The organism is Paenibacillus sp. SSG-1 (assembly GCF_002224835.1).
Taxonomy (GTDB): Bacteria; Bacillota; Bacilli; order Paenibacillales; family Paenibacillaceae; genus Paenibacillus_AQ; species Paenibacillus_AQ favisporus.
Map to the genome: position 1 here is coordinate 6,776,766 of NZ_MBRK01000001.1, position 17,621 is coordinate 6,794,386.

The 17,621-nt window shown below is 56.1% G+C and carries 15 protein-coding genes; all 15 read left to right on the top strand.

All coding sequences use genetic code 11. The annotated features are described in order from the left end of the window. Positions 1 to 2 precede the first annotated feature (2 nt). Positions 3 to 2,288, top strand: coding sequence for a beta-glucosidase family protein (locus BCV73_RS30835; RefSeq protein ID WP_089549674.1), 2,286 nt, complete (start codon positions 3 to 5; stop codon positions 2,286 to 2,288). Between the two features lie 257 nt (positions 2,289 to 2,545). Then, complete coding sequence (locus tag BCV73_RS30840; RefSeq protein ID WP_076171865.1) at positions 2,546 to 3,913, top strand: glycoside-pentoside-hexuronide (GPH):cation symporter; 1,368 nt, start codon at positions 2,546 to 2,548, stop codon at positions 3,911 to 3,913. Positions 3,914 to 4,044: 131 nt separating this feature from the next. After that, a complete protein-coding gene (locus BCV73_RS30845) occupies positions 4,045 to 4,452 on the top strand; it encodes a ribbon-helix-helix protein, CopG family (RefSeq protein ID WP_089549675.1) in 408 nt (135 codons plus the stop codon). 150 nt (positions 4,453 to 4,602) lie between these two features. Then, positions 4,603 to 5,019, top strand: coding sequence for a MerR family transcriptional regulator (locus BCV73_RS30850; protein WP_076171861.1), 417 nt, complete (start codon positions 4,603 to 4,605; stop codon positions 5,017 to 5,019). Positions 5,020 to 5,378: 359 nt separating this feature from the next. After that, positions 5,379 to 7,337, top strand: coding sequence for a methyl-accepting chemotaxis protein (locus BCV73_RS30855; protein WP_089549676.1), 1,959 nt, complete (start codon positions 5,379 to 5,381; stop codon positions 7,335 to 7,337). Between the two features lie 193 nt (positions 7,338 to 7,530). Continuing rightward, the gene (locus BCV73_RS30860; protein WP_076172530.1) at positions 7,531 to 9,102 is read left to right on the top strand and encodes a spore germination protein; all 1,572 of its coding nucleotides are present in this window, start codon (positions 7,531 to 7,533) and stop codon (positions 9,100 to 9,102) included. Between the two features lie 7 nt (positions 9,103 to 9,109). After that, positions 9,110 to 10,297, top strand: a complete 1,188-nt coding sequence (locus BCV73_RS30865; RefSeq protein WP_076172527.1) for a Ger(x)C family spore germination protein — start codon at positions 9,110 to 9,112, stop codon at positions 10,295 to 10,297. Further along, positions 10,290 to 10,505: a hypothetical protein gene (locus tag BCV73_RS30870; protein WP_089549678.1), complete on the top strand. Its 216-nt coding sequence runs from the start codon at positions 10,290 to 10,292 to the stop codon at positions 10,503 to 10,505. Before BCV73_RS30865 ends, BCV73_RS30870 begins: the two co-directional genes overlap by 8 nt. Positions 10,506 to 10,535: 30 nt before the next feature. After that, a complete protein-coding gene (locus tag BCV73_RS30875) occupies positions 10,536 to 11,627 on the top strand; it encodes a GerAB/ArcD/ProY family transporter (RefSeq protein WP_089549679.1) in 1,092 nt (363 codons plus the stop codon). A gap of 142 nt (positions 11,628 to 11,769) precedes the next feature. Further along, positions 11,770 to 12,312, top strand: a complete 543-nt coding sequence (locus BCV73_RS30880; RefSeq protein WP_076171852.1) for a DUF2062 domain-containing protein — start codon at positions 11,770 to 11,772, stop codon at positions 12,310 to 12,312. Between the two features lie 88 nt (positions 12,313 to 12,400). Next, on the top strand, positions 12,401 to 13,213 hold the full coding sequence (locus tag BCV73_RS30885; RefSeq protein WP_089549680.1) for a uroporphyrinogen-III synthase: 813 nt from the start codon (positions 12,401 to 12,403) through the stop codon (positions 13,211 to 13,213). A gap of 138 nt (positions 13,214 to 13,351) precedes the next feature. After that, a complete protein-coding gene (locus BCV73_RS30890; RefSeq protein ID WP_076171848.1) occupies positions 13,352 to 13,990 on the top strand; it encodes a ThuA domain-containing protein in 639 nt (212 codons plus the stop codon). A 73-nt stretch (positions 13,991 to 14,063) separates the two neighbouring features. After that, positions 14,064 to 14,393: a phasin family protein gene (locus tag BCV73_RS30895; protein WP_076171846.1), complete on the top strand. Its 330-nt coding sequence runs from the start codon at positions 14,064 to 14,066 to the stop codon at positions 14,391 to 14,393. 1 nt (position 14,394) lies between these two features. Next, positions 14,395 to 16,065, top strand: coding sequence for an ABC1 kinase family protein (locus tag BCV73_RS30900; protein WP_089549681.1), 1,671 nt, complete (start codon positions 14,395 to 14,397; stop codon positions 16,063 to 16,065). A gap of 204 nt (positions 16,066 to 16,269) precedes the next feature. Next, the coding region (locus BCV73_RS30905) for a DEAD/DEAH box helicase (protein WP_481855814.1) at positions 16,270 to 17,621 on the top strand (1,352 nt) is incomplete at its 3' end.

The window sequence follows — 17,621 nt, forward strand, 5'->3', positions numbered from 1 at the left end:
TCATGAATACATCCATAGATAAGCTGCTGAAATCGCTGACCCTGGAAGAGAAAGCGGCGCTCGTCGCGGGGGCCGACATGTGGAAGACGCAAGAGATTGAACGGGCGGGCGTTCCGTCCATTACGATGTTTGACGGTACCAACGGCGTCCGCAAGCCCGGAAGCACGCAGGAAATGGGATTGTTTTCGGAAAATATGCCGGCGACCTGCTATCCGACCGGCGTGGCGCTGGGGTCCACCTGGAACACGAAGCTCATTGAGGAAGTGGGCGAAGCCCTCGGCCGGGAAAGTCTGGCGCTGGATACGCAGATTCTGCTTGGACCCGGCGTCAATATGAAGCGTTCTCCGCTTGGCGGACGGAACTTCGAGTATTATTCCGAGGACCCGGTGCTGACCGGGGAGCTGGGCGCGGCCATGGTGAACGGGCTGCAGCGCATGGGCGTCGGCGCATCGGTCAAGCATTTTGCCGGCAACAACCAGGAGACCGAGAAGATGGTTTCGAATTCCGTTGTGGATGAACGCACTCTGCGGGAAATCTACTTGACCGCGTTTGAAATCATCGTCAAGAAGGCGAATCCTTGGACGGTGATGACCTCGTACAACCTGCTGAATGGTACTTATACCAGCGAGCATGATTTTCTGCTGCGCCAGGTGCTGCGCGAGGAATGGGGCTATGACGGGGTCGTCATGTCGGACTGGACGGCGGTCCACGACCGACTGAAGAGCCTCCAAGCCGGGCTTGACCTGGAAATGCCGGGGCCGGCGAAATACAACGCCGTGAAGCTGGTTTCCGCCGTGCAGAGCGGCGAGCTGGACGAGAGCGTGCTGGATGCGTCCGTGCGGCGCATGCTGGAGCTGGTTGCCAAGGTCACCGCCGCAGCAGGCAGCAAGGATGCGCGGCAGCCTTGGGACGTGGACGCGCACCATGAGCTGGCGCGCCGGGCCGCAGCGGAGAGCATCGTTCTCCTGAAGAATGAGAACGGCCTCCTGCCGCTTGCGGCCGGGAAGCTCCGCCGGCTGGCCGTCATTGGCCAGAAGGCCAAGAAGCCGCGCTACCAGGGCGGCGGCAGCGCACGGGTAACGCCGACCCGCCTAGACATCCCGTACGATGAAATCGCGGCGATGGTTGGCGGGGAGGGCCATCTGGCGTACGCGGAAGGGTACCGCAACGACAACGAACCGGACGACGCTCTGATCGAAGAGAGCGTGCGGCTGGCCAGCCAGGCGGAAGCGGCTGTCCTTTTCGTCGGCCAGCCTGAAGGCACGGAATCCGAAGGTTACGACAGCAAGACGATCGACCTGCCGCCGGCCCAGGTGAAGCTGATCCAGGAAGTTGCCGCGGCTCAGCCGAACTGCATCGTCGTCCTGTGCAACGGTACGGCGGTGGCGATGCAGGAATGGATCGGCGGCGTGCCGGCCGTGCTGGAGATGTGGCTGTCCGGACAGGGCAGCGGCCGGGCAGTGGCGGACATCTTGTTCGGGCGGGTGAACCCTTCCGGCAAGCTGTCCGAGACATTCCCGGTGAAGCTGTCAGACACGCCGTCCTACCTTACATTCGGCGACGGCAACCAGCAGGCGGTGTACAGCGAAGGGATTTTTACCGGTTACCGCTATTACGACAAAAAGGAGCTGGAGCCGCTGTTCCCGTTCGGCCACGGCTTGTCCTACACGTCGTTTGAGTACGGCGGCCTGCGCGCCCGCACTGCCGGCGGGGTGACGACGGTCGAAGTGGATATCCGTAACGTGGGGGACCGCTCGGGTCAGGAAGTCGTCCAGCTCTATGTTCAGGACGAAGAGAGCCGCCTGATCCGGCCGGTCAAGGAGCTGAAAGGCTTCTGCAAATTGCAGCTGGAGCCCGGGGAAACGAAGACTGCCGTCTTTACACTGACCCCGCGGGATTTCTCTTACTATGACCTCAAACGGGGACAATGGGTGGTGGAAAGCGGCTGGTTCACCCTCATGGCCGGCAGCTCCTCTGCGGATATCCGCGCGACGGCACGGGTAGACATGGCCTTTGAGGCGCAGCAGAGTCCAAGTCTGCACCGGTACAGCCTCCTTTGCGACTGGATGGCGGAGCCCCGGTCCCGGGAAGTGCTGGAGCGGTTCATGGAACGTATGAACGGGCAAATTTCCGACCCGATTTCGCTAAACGAACAGTCGCTTGAGCTTCTCGGTGACTTTCCGCTCATCAAGCTGATCCAGCTGTACGGGCAGGAAATGCTGATTGAGCGCTCGCCTGAATCGATGGTCGACGAGCTGCTTGCTTCGGTTCACCAGGCGAAGGTTTAAGCACAGCCCATAACGTTCACTCTATAAGGTACAGCTGTTCATTGGGACGGCTGTACCTTATTTTTTGCGCATTTCGGGTATCATGATTTCCCTAACTGCCGCCGGGACCGGATGCAGCCGGACCGGTTCAACAAAAAACGTGAAGGTTCTGAGCAAAAAACGCGATGAAAGCGATATCAAGCGTTTCCTATAATTGAATATATCAGGAGCTCACCTAAACATCCTGAATGAAGACTTTTTGAAAGTGGGGCAATCACATGGGAGCTAAAACATCAGCGGCATCAGTGTACGGCAAGCTCAGCTCGTTCAGAATGATGGGATACGGGCTGGGCGACGCGGCCAACAACTTCGTGTGGGGCATGACGTCGGTATACCTGATGTTCTTCTACACGGATGTCTACGGCATCAGCCCGGCGGCCGTCGCATCGCTGTTTCTGGTCGCCCGGTTCTTGGATGCCATTTTTGACCCGATCATCGGGATGATCGTCGATAAAACGAATTCAAGATGGGGACGCTTCAGACCTTATTTATTGTTCGGCAGCATTCCGCTGTCGGTTATGTTCGTATTATGCTTCTCGACGCCGGATATGGGGAACACCGGTAAACTGGTTTATGCGTACGTGACTTATATTTTGCTCGGATTCCTGTATTCCCTGGTCAACATTCCCTATTCGGCCATGTCGCCTGTCATTACACAGGATCAGAGAGACCGCACGAAGCTGATGACATACCGCATGATCTTCGCCAATGTGGCGACGCTCATCGTATCGTATGCCACCAGCCCGCTGGCCAGCTGGTTCGGCGGCGACAACACCGCCAAAGGCTATCAATACACGGTGGGGCTGTATGCCATCGTAGCGATCGTGCTGCTGCTGGGCTGCTTCAAGAGCACGCAGGAGCGGATTCCGATCCAGAAGGAAGTCAGCACCAAGGGCGGATTGAAAACGTTAGCGAAAAACAGACCGCTCCTGCTCTCGTCCTTTGCGATGATGCTGAGCGGCGGAGCCAATACGATTTTCTTCGCCATTCCGGCGTATTATTTCAAATATAATGTAGGCCGGGAGGACCTTGCGGCGTATTACATCCCGGTGGTCCTTCTGATGGGCATGATCGGCATGGCCTGCGTTCCTTTTGTGGAAAAGAGAATCGGCAAGAAAAACACGCTTCAGCTTGCTTTTCTGATCACGATCGTCGGCAGCGTGTGTCTGTACTTTACGAGCTACAGCAGCATTACGCTGATCTTTATCTTCTCGGCTTTGATCGGCTTGACTCTCACCGTGCCGTGGGTCGTCGGCTGGACGATGGCCGCAGACTCGGTTGACTACGGCGAATGGAAAACCGGGGTTCGGGCCGAAGGTATCAGCTACGCTTCCTTCAGTTTCGCCCAGAAGGTCGCGACGGCGCTTGCCGGCTCGCTCTCTGGTATTCTGCTTACGCTGACCGGGTATGTGGCTAACCAGGCACAGACGGTTACCGCGCTGCACGGCATCGCCTTTTCGCTCACGCTGGCTCCGGCCATTCTGACGCTGGGCGCGATGGTCCTGATCTTCTTCTATAATTTGACGGACCGCAAATACGCCGAAATCATTCAGGAGCTGGAGCAGCGCAAAGCGCAGCAGGCTTAAATTACGATGCAGCTGGACAAGGCAGTCAATCTTAGGGTTGGCTGCCCTGCTTTTGCCATTTGTGTTGACAATGTGTATACATTATGTATAAAATCGTACGTATATGGATGCCAAAATAGGAGGAACGACCAATGGATTCAAGTTTGCATATCCGTCTCCCGAAAGAGCTGAAAGAAAGCTTTCAGCAGGCGGCAAAGGATAATCATAAGGATACTTCCACCCTGGTCAGGGACTGGATTGCCGATTATGTCGCCGAGCACCGCAAAACCGACGAAGAAACGGCGGCTGATTTGTATGTGGCGGGTTATCGGCTGCAGCAGGACTTAGGAGGGAGGGAGCAGATCGATAAGGACTTTGTAAAGCAGCTTCAGGAGTTCTCTCTAACGGATCAAAAACAATTCACGCACCGCATCCTCTCGATGTATCTGGAACATGATCTGACCGTTCCCGCGATTGTGCAGAAGCTTCATGGCGGGTTTGCTTATTCCCAAATGTTTTTGCTTGGTTTGATCGGAGAAAAACCGAAGGACAGCGTTTAGTGCTTTTCTGCCCCCTATTCATGAGCGCCTGACGGCGTTTCGATTGTTTTCTCATTTGCCCCGAGTCCCCCGCCTGCCGCTGTCTGCGCATTGGCATTCTGCTAGGGAGAACGATATACTTGGGGGAGAACCTTGAATGGGAGGAACGGAATGGACTGGCTTAAAATTGACGATGTGGCGAAGGAAACCGGCCTGACCAAGCGCACGATCCGCTACTATGAGGAAATCGGCCTGATCAAATCACCCGAGCGCTCGGACGGAGGCATGCGTTTATATACAGAAGATGACGTGCAGCATTTGAAAAATATCGTGTTAGCCCGCAAGGTGCTCGGCTTCTCTCTGCAGGAGATTCAAGAGTATTTGCAGATTCATGAGCAGGTGGAGCTCCACCGCAGCAAGTTTTCGTCCTCGTCCGACGACGACCAGCGCACGGCTGAGCTGGAGCAAATGGGAGAAGCGGTTACCAAGCAGATCGGCCTGCTGGACGTCAAAATCCAGGAGATCGCCCGCGTTCGGGAAGAGCTCGTGGCGCTGCAGGAACGGATTACGAACGCGCTAAAACGATAGTCTGCCTTCAGAGGCAAACAGCGATGACTTTATTTACCGGGAGTCAATAATCAGCAGCAAGCCGGCAAGCAGTCTGGGTGCAAAGCACCAGGCTGTTTTTTTGTGCAAAACGGCGCATCCATCGGAGAAAATGCCTTGAACTCTCTCGGATGAATGACGCCTGAGAAATGCCCTTACTAGTTCTTATTACCTATTGATAAGTTCAAAATTTTTAAAGAAAATGGATATATGTAGAAATGTTATGGGGATGAGCGAGAACAATCTATGATAATGTGCTCATATAGACCGTGACTCAAGTAACAAGTTTGAGGGTGGGAGATACAGATTACCCAGTAGAAAGGAAAGTGCTAGTGAAACGAATGTCGCTGTCCATTAAACGAAAGTTGCTGGTATCGTATCTCGTCGTGCTGATCATTCCCAGCGTCATGATCGGAATGCTGTCTTACCAGTCGGCCAAGGGGAAAATTGAGGGAACGCTGATGACCAACGCTCTGGAGAGCAGCGAATCCGCTGACCGGATCATCACGCAGAACATCCAGGCCAAGGTGGATGATCTCGCTTACCTGATTCAGCAGCCTTATGTCGCCAGTGCTGAAAGCGATCCCACCGGCAAGGGAGGAGAGCTCAAGGCTCAGCTGAGGCAGTATCTCATTCTGCATAAGGAGGTCAAGGATATATTGCTGGGCACGGATAGCGGCGATTTCGTCCGGGCCTCCGAGGACCCGCTGCCGGAACGGTACGACGTCCGCAAGCAGGACTGGTATATCCGGGCGATCAAGCAGGGGAAGGGCGCGACCATCTCGCCTGTGTTTAAAGCGGCCAACGGCCAAATGTCCGCTTCCATCGCCCAAATGCTCCCATCAGGCAAAGGCGTCATGTCGATCGAGCTCAATCTGGATACGATTCGCAGCCTGACCCAAATGAAGCTGGGCAAGGACGGATACATTGTGATCGTCGATACGGCAAAAAACTATGTGGTGCATCCGGACAAGACGGGGGAACCCGCGGAAGAGGTGGTGACCAAGCATCTGTTTGCCGGCCAAGAAGGAACATTCAGCTATACATACGAAAATGAGAAGAAGCGGGCGTCCTTCACGACGAACGAGCTCACCGGGTGGAAAATAGCCGGAACGATGTACGACAAAGAGGTGGCCGGTGCCGTCAGCGGCATCCGCAACACGGTGATCCTGGTTATTTCGATATCCATTCTGGCCGCCCTGGCCATCATCCTGTTCAATATCCGCTCGATCATTAAGCCGATTTCTGCGCTCACCTTGGCGACCGAGCGGATCAGCAAGGGGGATTTGCGGGAGGATCTGGACACGGCGAAGAGGGATGAGATCGGCAATCTCAGCCGTCATTTCCAGACGATGGTGGACAATCTCCGCACGATGATCGTCAGTGTCCAGGAAATCACGGATCACGTGAACGCGTCCGCCAAGGGGCTGGCTGCAGGCGCTGATCAGACGACCAAAGCGATCGAGCATGTGACCGAAGCCATCCAGGAGGTTGCCGCCGGAAGTGAGCAGCAGCTTCGCAGTGTGGAGCGGAGCATGGTGAGCATGGAGGTCATGTCCAAGGAGTCCGAGCGGATTCGGGCCAACATGGACGATGTCATGCAGACGATGCAGCGGACGACCCAGTCGGCGGAAGAAGGCAACGCGGCCGTGATCAGCGTCACGGACAAAATCCAGAGCATCCACGAGACGGTCAGCGATCTCGACGGCATTGTGGATACGATGAACGAGCGTACGGCCCAAATCGGCGAAATCGTCAATTTGATCACAGGCATTGCCCAGCAGACCCATCTCTTGGCGCTGAACGCGTCGATCGAGGCGGCCAGGGCCGGAGAGCATGGACGGGGCTTCGCGGTCGTCGCGATCGAGGTGCGGAAACTGTCGGAGCAGTCGGAGCAATCGGCCCAGCGGATCGAGGCGCTCGTCAGCGGCATGAAGGGCGAGATGACACGGATTCTGTCCGCCATGAACGACGCGAAGACGAGGGTGTCCGAGGGCATCGAAGCGGTGGATTTGACAGGACGGTCGTTCACGCGGATCCGCAAGGCCGTCAAAGGAGCCAGCGCGGACATCGCCTCGGCCGCCGAGGCGTCGCGCTCGCTTGCGCAGAGCGGCGAAAGCGTCGAACAGTCGATTCGGCTCATTCAGGGGTATTCCGAAGCAGCCGCAGGCAACACACAGGCCGTATCGGCTTCCGCCCAGGAACAGCTTGCCTCCATTGAGGAGATTGCCTCTTCGGCGGCCAGTCTGAACAAGCTGGCTGAGCAGCTGCTCGAGCAGGTTGCACAATTTAAAATCTAACGGCGATGAATAGGCAGGCGCCACCCGAAGCTGCAAGCGGGTGGCGCCTTTTTTGTACATTCCCCGAGCCATCCACATAATTTATCCAATTCTGGCACAACCTACGGTTAAATTCCTTCTTGCTGGCAAGGAGCGGAAATCGAGGTGACTAGTGGAGATGAAAAAAGGCGGTGCAACACCGGATAAGCCGCGCATGGCCCTTCCAACAGGCAGGGCACTGGGTCTGCCGTCTCCTTCGTTGGATAAAGTGCCGATCCAGAAGGATCTGAAAGTCAATACAGAGATGCTGAAGGATATCTTCGATGACTGCTCGGACATGGTCTACCGGAGCATGGAGGTTGCCCCGGGCGTTGAGGGCCTGCTCGTATATGTGGAAGGGATCGTGTTCTCCGAAGAACTCCAGATCCATATGATTCAGCCCATTATCCAGGGATTGGTGCGCTTGAAGAATGAGGGGGACGAGAGCAAGGAGCAAGACCCTGATCTGGAACCATTGGAAAATACGCGCGTATCCCTGTCCCAGGTCAACAGCGCCACCATGTGGGGGGATGTCATCGAGGGGCTGATGAATTCCAGCGCGGTCATCCTGGTGGACGGGTATTCGGAAGCCCACCTGTTCAATGTAAAGGGCGGATTGCGCCGAACCGTATCCGAGCCGGAGACCGAAGCGGTCATCCGCGGGCCGCGCGAAGGATTCACGGAGATGCTTCGCGTCAATACAGCGCTGCTGCGTTTCAAAATTAAGTCCCCGAGGCTGAAGATGAAGAGCATCGTTCTCGGGACAGAGACCAAAACGGATGTGGTCATTTCATACATCGAGGGACTGGCGAATCCCAAGATGATCCGGGACGTCGAGAAGCGGCTCAAGGACATTGAAATCGACGGAATACTGGAATCCGGGTATATCGAGGAAATGATCGAGGATCATCCGTATTCGCCTTTTCCCCAGCTCCAGTACACCGAGCGCCCCGACACCGCAGCGGCCCAGCTGCTGGAGGGACGTTTTGCCATATTCACGGACGGTACGCCGTTCGTTCTCATCGGTCCGGTGACTTTTTTCCAACTGATGCAGGCGAGCGAGGACTACTACGAGCGGTACTTCATCACGAACTTCATCCGGTGGATCCGGTATTTATTCGTGTTTATCGCCCTCTTTTTACCTGCATTGTATATTGCTACGACGACCTATCATCAGGACATGCTTCCTTCGACTCTGGTGCTCAGCATCGCGGCTGCCCGGGAGGCAATACCGTTTCCTGCGCTCGTCGAGGCGCTCATTATGGAGATTTCCTTTGAGGCCTTGCGCGAGGCTGGCGTAAGGCTCCCGAAAACCGTCGGCCAGGCGGTCAGCATCCTGGGGGCGCTCGTTATCGGTCAGGCAGCGGTCGAGGCCGGCATCGTATCGGCCCCGATGGTCATTATCGTGTCGATGACAGGGATCGCCTCCTTTACGATTCCGCGGTTCAACCTGGCCATCACGGTCCGCCTGCTGCGGTTTCCGCTGATGATTCTGGCCGGGGTGCTCGGATTGTTCGGCATCGTGCTGGGTACGGTCTGGATTCTGGTCCACGTGACCCAATTGACCTCCTTTGGCGTGCCGTATATGTCCGGCGTCAGCCCTTTCCATGTTCAGGATAACAAGGACGTGTTCGTTCGCGCCCCATGGTGGAAGATGAAGCGGCGCCCATCCTGGGCATCGAAGAAAGACCGGGTGCGTGAGAAGAAGGAGATCAACGGTACCCCGCAATCAAACAAGGTGTGGTGATATGGACATGATCAAGAAATGGGCGGTAGCCGGTCTATTGCTCCTGAGCCCGCTCGCGCTGGCCGGCTGCTGGGACCGTAAAGAAATCAACGACGTTGCCTTCGTCATCGGATCTTCCGTCGACAAGGAAAACGGGATGTACCGAAGTGCCCTCCAGATCGCCCTGCCGGGGAATTTAGGCGGGGCAGGCAGCAAAGGCGGAGGCGGAGGCACCAGCGGCGGAAAGTCCTACTACCTGGAATCGAAAACGGGCATTACGCTGCGCAGCGCCAACATGGAAATCCAGGCCGGCAACTCCCGGAACCTTTCCTTCTCCCACCGGCGCGTGCTGCTTATCGGCGAGGATTTCGCCAGGGACGGCATTGCACCGATGCTGGACCAATTTGCCCGGATTCCTCAGAATCGCCTGTCATCGCTGGTGGCGGTGACAAGCGGATCGGCGTACAAAATTTTGGACGCCGCAGCGCCGATGGAGCAATTCTCCAGCGAGATGATCCGGGAGCTGATCAACGAATTCACAAAAAGGCCCGATTCGCTGAAACAGCTGGTTAACACACTCATGACGGATGGCGTGGACGTGGCTCTTCCGTACCTGTCTATTCAAGAAGCGGTGCCGCCGGGCGTGGGCACTTCCAAAAATAATATCCAGGTTACGGGCCTGGCCCTGTTTGACGAGGACAAGTTCGTGGGAGCCCTGGAAGGGCAGGAAGGCAAAATCATCAATCTGGCCATGAACCAGGCCCCCTCACCGGACATTATCGTCGACGGGCCCGGAGGCAAGGGCCACATTTCCATCCGTTTCAGTGAAAATGAGGCCAAGCTGAAACCGGTTGTCCGCGGCAACGATATCACGATGACCATCGAAATTTACGCCAAGGGCGCCGTGTACGAAAATGATTCAAACAGCATTATCAGCGATGAGCATAGCCTCCGGGACCTGGAGCGCCGGGCCAGCGAGGAGATTGTCGATAAAGTGCAGCTCGCCATGCGTTCTCTGCAGCATAAATACAATTCGGATATTTTGGGATTCGGCAGGTCGATCTACGAGAATGACCCTAAGGCTTGGCAGAGATTTAAGGGCAATTGGAAGAAAGCATATCCCGAGGTCAGGGTTATCGTAAAACCTGAGCTTCATATCGAGAATATCGGAGCCGTCGGCAAGCCCTTCGGCAGAAAGGAAATCAGGAATGATTAAGCTTCTGGGGCTGTATATCTTGGCCGCTATATTGGTGATCCTGGTCGATCGGAAGGTCATGCGCGAAATTCCGGGGATTAACCGCTGGTTGGCCTATATTCTGCTCGCAGGCGGGTTCGGAATATGGGCCTACTGCCTGCAGTTTGGCCACGTCGTGTACGGATCGGTACTGGCGGGACATTATCTCGACAAATTCGTTCCTTTTTGAATGTGAAATCGCAATAAAGGAGGCAGGGCTGTGAATAAAGTGACGAACCGGCAGTTTAGGATGCTCGGGATCACCTATATTTTGAACACCACATTAATCCACGTACCGAGTGAGCTGGCCAATTATGCCAAGCAGCACGCCTACCTGTCCTTTTTTCCGGCAGGACTCGTCGTTGCGCTGATGTTTCTGCTGCTGTCCAAAAGCGCCAAGCGGTTCCCCGGGAAGGACCTGTTCCAATCGCTGAACGGACGGCATAAAGTGATCGGAAGAGTGCTTACCATCCTGTACCTGATATTTTTCTTTATCATCCTGGCCAGGGATATCCGCATGGTTGCCGACTTTACCAATGTCGTCCTGCTGCCGCTCACGCCGATCTTCATCATTTCTATTGCGATTACGGCGACGGTGATTTTTATTGCCAGAGGGGGCGTGCAGACGGTGATGGGCATTGCCGACCTGTATGGGCCGATGATGACAACGGTGGTCCTCATCATACCGTTTATCGTTGCCAAGGATTTTGATTTCAACTATATCAAGCCTTACTTTTATGTCGATTGGGCGGGCGTCGGCAAAGGGAGCTGGGTCGTCTTTTCTTATCTGGGCCAGATCTTGGCGCTCCCGTTCATCTTCTCAAGCAAAGATTACCGGATCCGTGACGGGATGTACGCTTTGCTCCTGTCGACAGGGCTGCTGCTGCTGATCGTCATTATGATTTCGCTGCTGGTAGGCATACCCATTGCCGAAAGCCTGATGTATCCGTCTTACGAAATGTCCCGGCAGATTAAAATAACGGATTTCCTCGACCGGTTCGACATGCCGCTCGTTGGCCTCTGGTTTCCGGCGGTTCTGCTGAATATCGCCACCAGCTTGTTCATCATTTGTTACGGATTAAAAACAATGTTCCCGCAGATTTCCGGAAAAATGATGACCTCGCCCATCGGGTTGTTCGCCGCGGTCACAGCATTCTGGATCTATCCTAATTCGATCGAAGTGTTCCGGTTCGACAGGGAGTGGACGGTCGTGGCCCTGGTGTTTGTCATCGTGCTGCCGCTCTTCATCTTTTTGTTCCATCGGCCCCATCGAAAACCGCGGATGCAGGAACCCCGGGAGGACGCTACCTGATCCTTCTGCCGATAAAAATAAAACAGACTCTTTCGGTTAGATTAGAGGGGATAAAAGTGATACAATAGAAGGAACGGGCGGCCCTGAAGCCTGCGGCTGAAGGGGATGTCCTGCCTGCTAGGCATACCTGAAGGGTGATTACATGACAACTAAATCGAGAAAGCACAACATTTTTCATAAGTTTTACCGGAAAATCAAGCTGAACATGATCAAGCTGTTCCGTTCCCCGGGCGGAGCACGCAAAGTGTCGCTCGGATTTGCACTCGGGTTCGGGCTCGAGATGATCGTCATTTCCACCGGATCTCTGGTGTATTTGATTTTTTACCCTACGGTAAGGTTGGCCGGCGGCTCGCTTCCGGCAGCTATTATAGGCAATGTCATTGGCAAGCTCACTTTCCTTCCTATCGTCCTCCTCCCTTTTGCCAAGAAAATCGGAGAATGGTTTTTCCCGAAAAAAATGGTGGATATTCCGGTCCAGGAGCATGCTTGGAGAAACCTGCTGTCCGGCGATTTTACCATATTTAAGCATCTGCTGCAGGGCGGTCTTCACGTGCTGATCGGCATGTCGGTGTTCGGCCTGGTGCTTGGCGTCATTTCCTTTTTTGTCGTTCGATTCTTGTATAACCAGCGTAAAAGGCACCGCCTGGCCAAGCGCCAGAACGCCGCTGCCGTCAAAAGTCTGTGAATCTTTTCATCTCCTTGGGCGGAATTTCAAGTATACTGTTTAATAAAACAGTGGCGGGTTCCATGAACCCTGATGAGGAGAAGGATGCATGGCTCGGAATTTGGCAGGTAAAAAAATTGCGTTAACCGGTCCCCGCAAAGCGGCCGAAATGGCCAAACTTGTGGAGAATATGGGAGGCATTCCGCTGATTCGTCCCGCACAGGGAACGGTATTCCTCGACGATGTGAAGCTGCGCAAGGATATTGAAGCCTGGATCGCCAATCCACCCGCCTGGGTCATATTGACGACGGGCATGGGGCTCGACGCCATCGATCAGGTGGCGGAGGAGATGGGGGCTGGCGCTGCACTGCTCGAAGCGCTGCAGGGCTCGTCCATTGCCGCCCGCGGGTACAAGACGGTGAATGCCCTGAAGAAGAGAGGGCTTATCCCGATCGTACGGGACGACGATGGGAGCACGGCCGGTCTGATCCGGGGGCTGGCGTCTTATCCGTTTCAAGGGGCGGACGTCATTCTACAGCTGCACGGCGATCCGGCCCCGAAGCTGACGGCCTGGCTGCAGGAACAGGGGGCCCAGGTACGGGAAGTGCTGCCGTATCAGCATATTGCTCCGGAGGAAGCGGAGCTTGCACGGCTGCTCGCCGAAATTACGGCGGCGGAGCTTGACGCCGTGGCGTTCACCAGTGGGCCGCAGGTGCGCAACCTGATCGAGTACGCCCGGGCGAAGGGTGAGCTCCTGAAGCTGGTATCGGCTTTCTCCGGACCGGTGGTCGCGGCGGCTGTCGGCAAAATTACGGCCCAGGCGCTGCGGGAAGAAGGCATCGAACGCGTCTGCTCGCCGGAGGAAGATGAGCGGATGGGCAGCATGATGGTGGAACTGGGAAGGTATTTTGTTCGAAATTGAAGGAAAGGACATGTCTATACAGACGGGGGATGCGGCTGGCTGCATCCCTTTTTCCTTCATCAAAACGAAAGGAATTAAAGGTTTTTTCCAGAAAGTGTGGAATGCTATAGGGAACGAGAGCGAGCAAGGAGGAACATAATGAACAAGAAAAAAAGCATTTTACTCGGTGATTACACGCATCCGAAATTTCACCCTTTGCAGGGGGTAGACGCGCAGATCAGCCATATTTTGAACGATGTCATTTCGGTTCAATGCAGCGAAAACAAAAATTTGCTGCTCGAGGAGCATTTGAAGCCGTTTGACCTTTGCATATGCTATTTCGACTTGTGGGACGAGAAGGTGTCTCCGCAGCAGACAGCGGGTTTGCTGTCTTACGTGAGCCAGGGAGGAGGCCTGCTTGTCATCCACAACGGCCTGTCTATCGGCAACCGGCGCTATGAGCTGGCCCAGCTGGCCGGCGGCCGTTTTAACGGTCATCCGCCGTACCAGCCGCTGTCGTTCCGGGTGAGCGCAGAGGACCAGGTTACGAAAGGCATCGAGCCTTTTGAACTCGACGAAGAGCCGTACCAGATTGATTTTGACCCGTTTGGCGAAAGAACCGTCCTGCTGGAATACGAACTGGAAGGAACGTGGCATCCGGCGGCCTGGAAGCATAGCTACGGTATGGGAAGAGTCGCCTTTCTGATGCCGGGGCATCACGAGCCGACATTCCTCCATCCGCAGATCCGCCGGCTTATTCTGCAGGCAGCGCAGTGGGCAGCGCATCTTCCGGGTTAATGCGGTTCCCGGGTTTATATGACCCATCATTTGGGGGTATAATATATTGACTATAGCTTTGGGAGGAATAACCATGAGTGATCTGTTTAAAAAAGCAATTTCATTGGGATGGGGCCTTACCATAGTGAGCAAAGAGAAAGTCGAGAAGATCGTGGACGATCTGGTCAAACGGGGCGAGCTGGCGCCGTCGGAATCCAAAGATTTGGTCAACCGGCTGGTGGAACGCGGCGAGGAGGAGCAGTCCCAATTTAAAACGTGGATTCAAGACCAGGTTCGGCGTGTATTAACGGACATTCACGTTCCTTCCGATCAGGATATCGTCAGTCTGGAACAGCGCATTGCAACATTGGAGAAGAGGGTGGCGGAGCTCGAAGCAGAGCGTTCCGGACCGGCCGCGGAATAAGATGGCACTGCGCATCAGACATACCGGTCGTTACCGGGAGATCGCCATGGCGCTTATGCGTCATGGCTTTGGTTATATCGTGGAGGAGCTGGGCCTGTTCCAGATGCTGTCTATCCCAAGACGGTGGATCACCCATGAGACGCCGCAGAGCAAGACGCTGGGGGAACGGATCCGGCTGGTTCTGGAAGACCTCGGGCCGACATTCGTCAAGCTGGGTCAGCTGGCCAGCACCCGGGCGGACCTATTGCCGGAGCCGATAATCCAGGAGCTGATCAAGCTTCAGGATCAGGTTCCGCCCTTCTCGTCCGAGTCGGCCAAGGGCATTATCGAGCAGGAGCTGGACGATGCCATCGAGGATATTTTCTCCTGGTTTGAGGAGTCGCCGATCGCGGCTGCTTCCATTGGACAGGTTCACCTCGCCAAGCTCAAGACCGGCGAGGATGTAGCGGTTAAGGTCCAGCGTCCGGGCGCTCTGCAGATGGTGGTCAGAGACCTGGAAATCCTCAGGGACCTGACCGCGCTAGCGGAGAAGCGCTGGGTGTGGGTCAAGCAGTACCAGATCGCCCGCCTGGTGGAAGAGTTTGCGAGCTCCATGCGGGCTGAGCTGGATTATACCCAGGAAGGCCGCAACGCGGAAAAGATCGCACTGCAGTTTCAGAACGATGATACCGTGTGCATCCCGCGAATATTTTGGCAGTATACATCTTCACGCGTCATGACGATGGAATACGTCCGGGGCATCTCTTTAAGCCATCAGGAGGAGCTTGTGGCGAAGGGATACGATTTGAAGGAAACGGCCGAGAAGCTCGTGGAGAGCATGCTGCACCAGATTTTCATCGAAGGCTTTTTCCACGCCGATCCGCATCCGGGCAATCTGCTCGTGCGCAAGGACGGCAGCCTTGCCTATCTGGATTTCGGTATGGTGGGACGGCTTAGCGAGGAGATGAAGGATCATCTGTCTTCGCTGATCATCGCCCTGATGCGGAAAAACACCGACAGCATGGTCCGCGCCGTGCTGAGGCTGGGCATGATGCCGGAAGACGGCGATATTCGCGAGCTGCGCAGGGATCTGAACAGTCTGCGGGAGCAGTACTATAATATTCCTTTTTCCGAAATCAGCATGGGGACGGCGCTGAACGATCTGTTCGCGGTCGCCCAGCGTCACAAAGTGATGATTCCGCCTGATCTGACGCTGCTCGGCAAGGCGCTGCTGACGATGGAAGGCGTCATCGAGAAGCTGGACCCTACGCTCAGCATCATCGACATGGCGGAGCCGTTTGGACGGAAGCTGATCAAGGACCGCTTCAGCACCCGCAATCTGCGCAAGAAGCTGCTGGGCGGAGCGGCGGGGCTGGCGGGGGCGCTGTTCGACCTGCCGGACCAGGCAAGGCAGATTTCATCGTTAATCAGCAAGGGCAAGCTGAAGGTTGAGATCAGCGTTCCGGAGATGGAAGCCCTGATGAGGAAGCTCGACCAGATCAGCAACCGGCTGTCTTTCAGCATCGTGCTGCTTGCCTTCAGCATCATCATGGTCGGGCTGATCATCGGTTCTTCCCTGAATCAGCAATCTTCGGTACTGTGGCATTTTCCGGTGATCGGAACCGGTTTTATTGTGGCGCTGTTGATGGTGCTGTGGCTGCTGTTTTCCATATTCAAATCCGGCAGGTTTTAGCTGCCTGTATTGCCGCCATTATGATCCATACATTGTTATTCATGCGTTTTTCATTTCATCCTTTAAGGGAGGTCAGTCCGGCGGCCCTGCACGGGTCACGTGGCGGTCCTCCTTTTTAAGATATAGAAGTACAAGCGTCTGAACCGAGTTAATCCACTATATATCCCGCTAAAGGCGGAACTTAATGAATGAGGTGCATTTTTGTTGAAGTTTTCAAGTTTGGGCGTTAACGAATCATTGGTCAATACACTGAGGGCGAACGGTATTGCCATCCCGACACCGGTGCAAACGGAGACGATCCCGCTCCTGCTTGCAGGTAGCGACGTGATTGCGAGGGCACGTACAGGAACCGGCAAGACGCTGGCCTTTATGCTGCCGATGCTGCAAAAAATAGACCCGACACAGCTGTACCCGCAGGCGCTTGTCGTTGCGCCTACACGCGAGCTGGCGCTGCAAATTACCGAGGAGGCGCGCAAGCTGGCGGCAGGGACCGATATCCGGATTCTGGCCGTTTACGGCGGACAGGACGTCGAGAAGCAGCTGCGGAAGCTCGAAGGGGGACGCCAGCTGATCATCGGAACGCCGGGCCGGCTGCTGGATCACCTCCGGCGCGGTACGCTGGAGCTCGGGCGCGTCAAAATGCTCGTGCTGGACGAAGCCGACCAAATGCTGCACATGGGCTTCCTGGACGAGGTCGAGACGCTGATTCAGGCGCTGCCCTACAAGCGCCAGACGATGCTGTTCTCGGCCACGATGCCTGCCGAGGTCAAGCGGCTTGCGGCAGCCTATACCCGGGACGCGGAGGACGTAGTGATCAAAGGGGAGAAATCGCCGGTGCCGCTGGACCATATCCGGCAGATCGTCGTGGAAGTGACGGACCGGACGAAGCAAGAGGCGCTGATGTCCATGATCGACACGTACCGACCGTTTCTGGCGATCATATTCTGCCGCACCAAGCGGCGGGCGTCGACGCTGAACGAGGCGCTGCTCGAACAAGGCTACAACTCGGACGAGCTGCACGGCGACCTGTCGCAGGCGAAGCGCGAAGCGGTCATGAAGCGGTTCCGCGAGGCGAAGCTGCAGCTGCTGGTCGCGACGGACGTGGCGGCCCGCGGGCTTGACGTGGAAGGCGTCACGCACGTGTTTAACTACGATATTCCGCATGACGTGGAGAGTTATATCCACCGGATCGGCCGTACGGGCCGGGCCGGGGAAAAGGGCATGGCCATCACGCTGGTCGCCCCCAAAGACAAAGGCGAGCTGGCAAACATCGAGCAGCACATCCAGTACAATATTGAACGGCGCCGGTATGACAAGGGCGCCGGCATCACTGCCGCAGGGACCAAGGCGCGCTCCATCCATGCGGAGCGTGACGACCGCGGACGCGGCGGCAGAGACGGCGGGCGCGGCGAAGGCCGCCCGCGCCGGGATGACCGCCCCGCACGCACGGGCGGTGAAGGCAGAGGCGCCCGCGGCGAGGCCAAGCGGGCGCGCGGCGCCTACGCCGGAAGCGAAGCCGGCGCAGGCGGTGCAGGTGCCGGCCGCTCCCGCACTGG

Coding starts and splice junctions, on each gene's coding strand:
- BCV73_RS30900 (WP_089549681.1), top strand. CDS start 14,395: ATGGCACTGCGCATCAGACATACCGGTCGTTACCGGGAGATCGCCATG.
- BCV73_RS30850 (WP_076171861.1), top strand. CDS start 4,603: ATGGACTGGCTTAAAATTGACGATGTGGCGAAGGAAACCGGCCTGACC.
- BCV73_RS30890 (WP_076171848.1), top strand. CDS start 13,352: ATGAACAAGAAAAAAAGCATTTTACTCGGTGATTACACGCATCCGAAA.
- BCV73_RS30865 (WP_076172527.1), top strand. CDS start 9,110: ATGATCAAGAAATGGGCGGTAGCCGGTCTATTGCTCCTGAGCCCGCTC.
- BCV73_RS30835 (WP_089549674.1), top strand. CDS start 3: ATGAATACATCCATAGATAAGCTGCTGAAATCGCTGACCCTGGAAGAG.
- BCV73_RS30860 (WP_076172530.1), top strand. CDS start 7,531: ATGGCCCTTCCAACAGGCAGGGCACTGGGTCTGCCGTCTCCTTCGTTG.
- BCV73_RS30840 (WP_076171865.1), top strand. CDS start 2,546: ATGGGAGCTAAAACATCAGCGGCATCAGTGTACGGCAAGCTCAGCTCG.
- BCV73_RS30880 (WP_076171852.1), top strand. CDS start 11,770: ATGACAACTAAATCGAGAAAGCACAACATTTTTCATAAGTTTTACCGG.
- BCV73_RS30855 (WP_089549676.1), top strand. CDS start 5,379: ATGTCGCTGTCCATTAAACGAAAGTTGCTGGTATCGTATCTCGTCGTG.
- BCV73_RS30895 (WP_076171846.1), top strand. CDS start 14,064: ATGAGTGATCTGTTTAAAAAAGCAATTTCATTGGGATGGGGCCTTACC.
- BCV73_RS30870 (WP_089549678.1), top strand. CDS start 10,290: ATGATTAAGCTTCTGGGGCTGTATATCTTGGCCGCTATATTGGTGATC.
- BCV73_RS30885 (WP_089549680.1), top strand. CDS start 12,401: ATGGCTCGGAATTTGGCAGGTAAAAAAATTGCGTTAACCGGTCCCCGC.
- BCV73_RS30845 (WP_089549675.1), top strand. CDS start 4,045: ATGGATTCAAGTTTGCATATCCGTCTCCCGAAAGAGCTGAAAGAAAGC.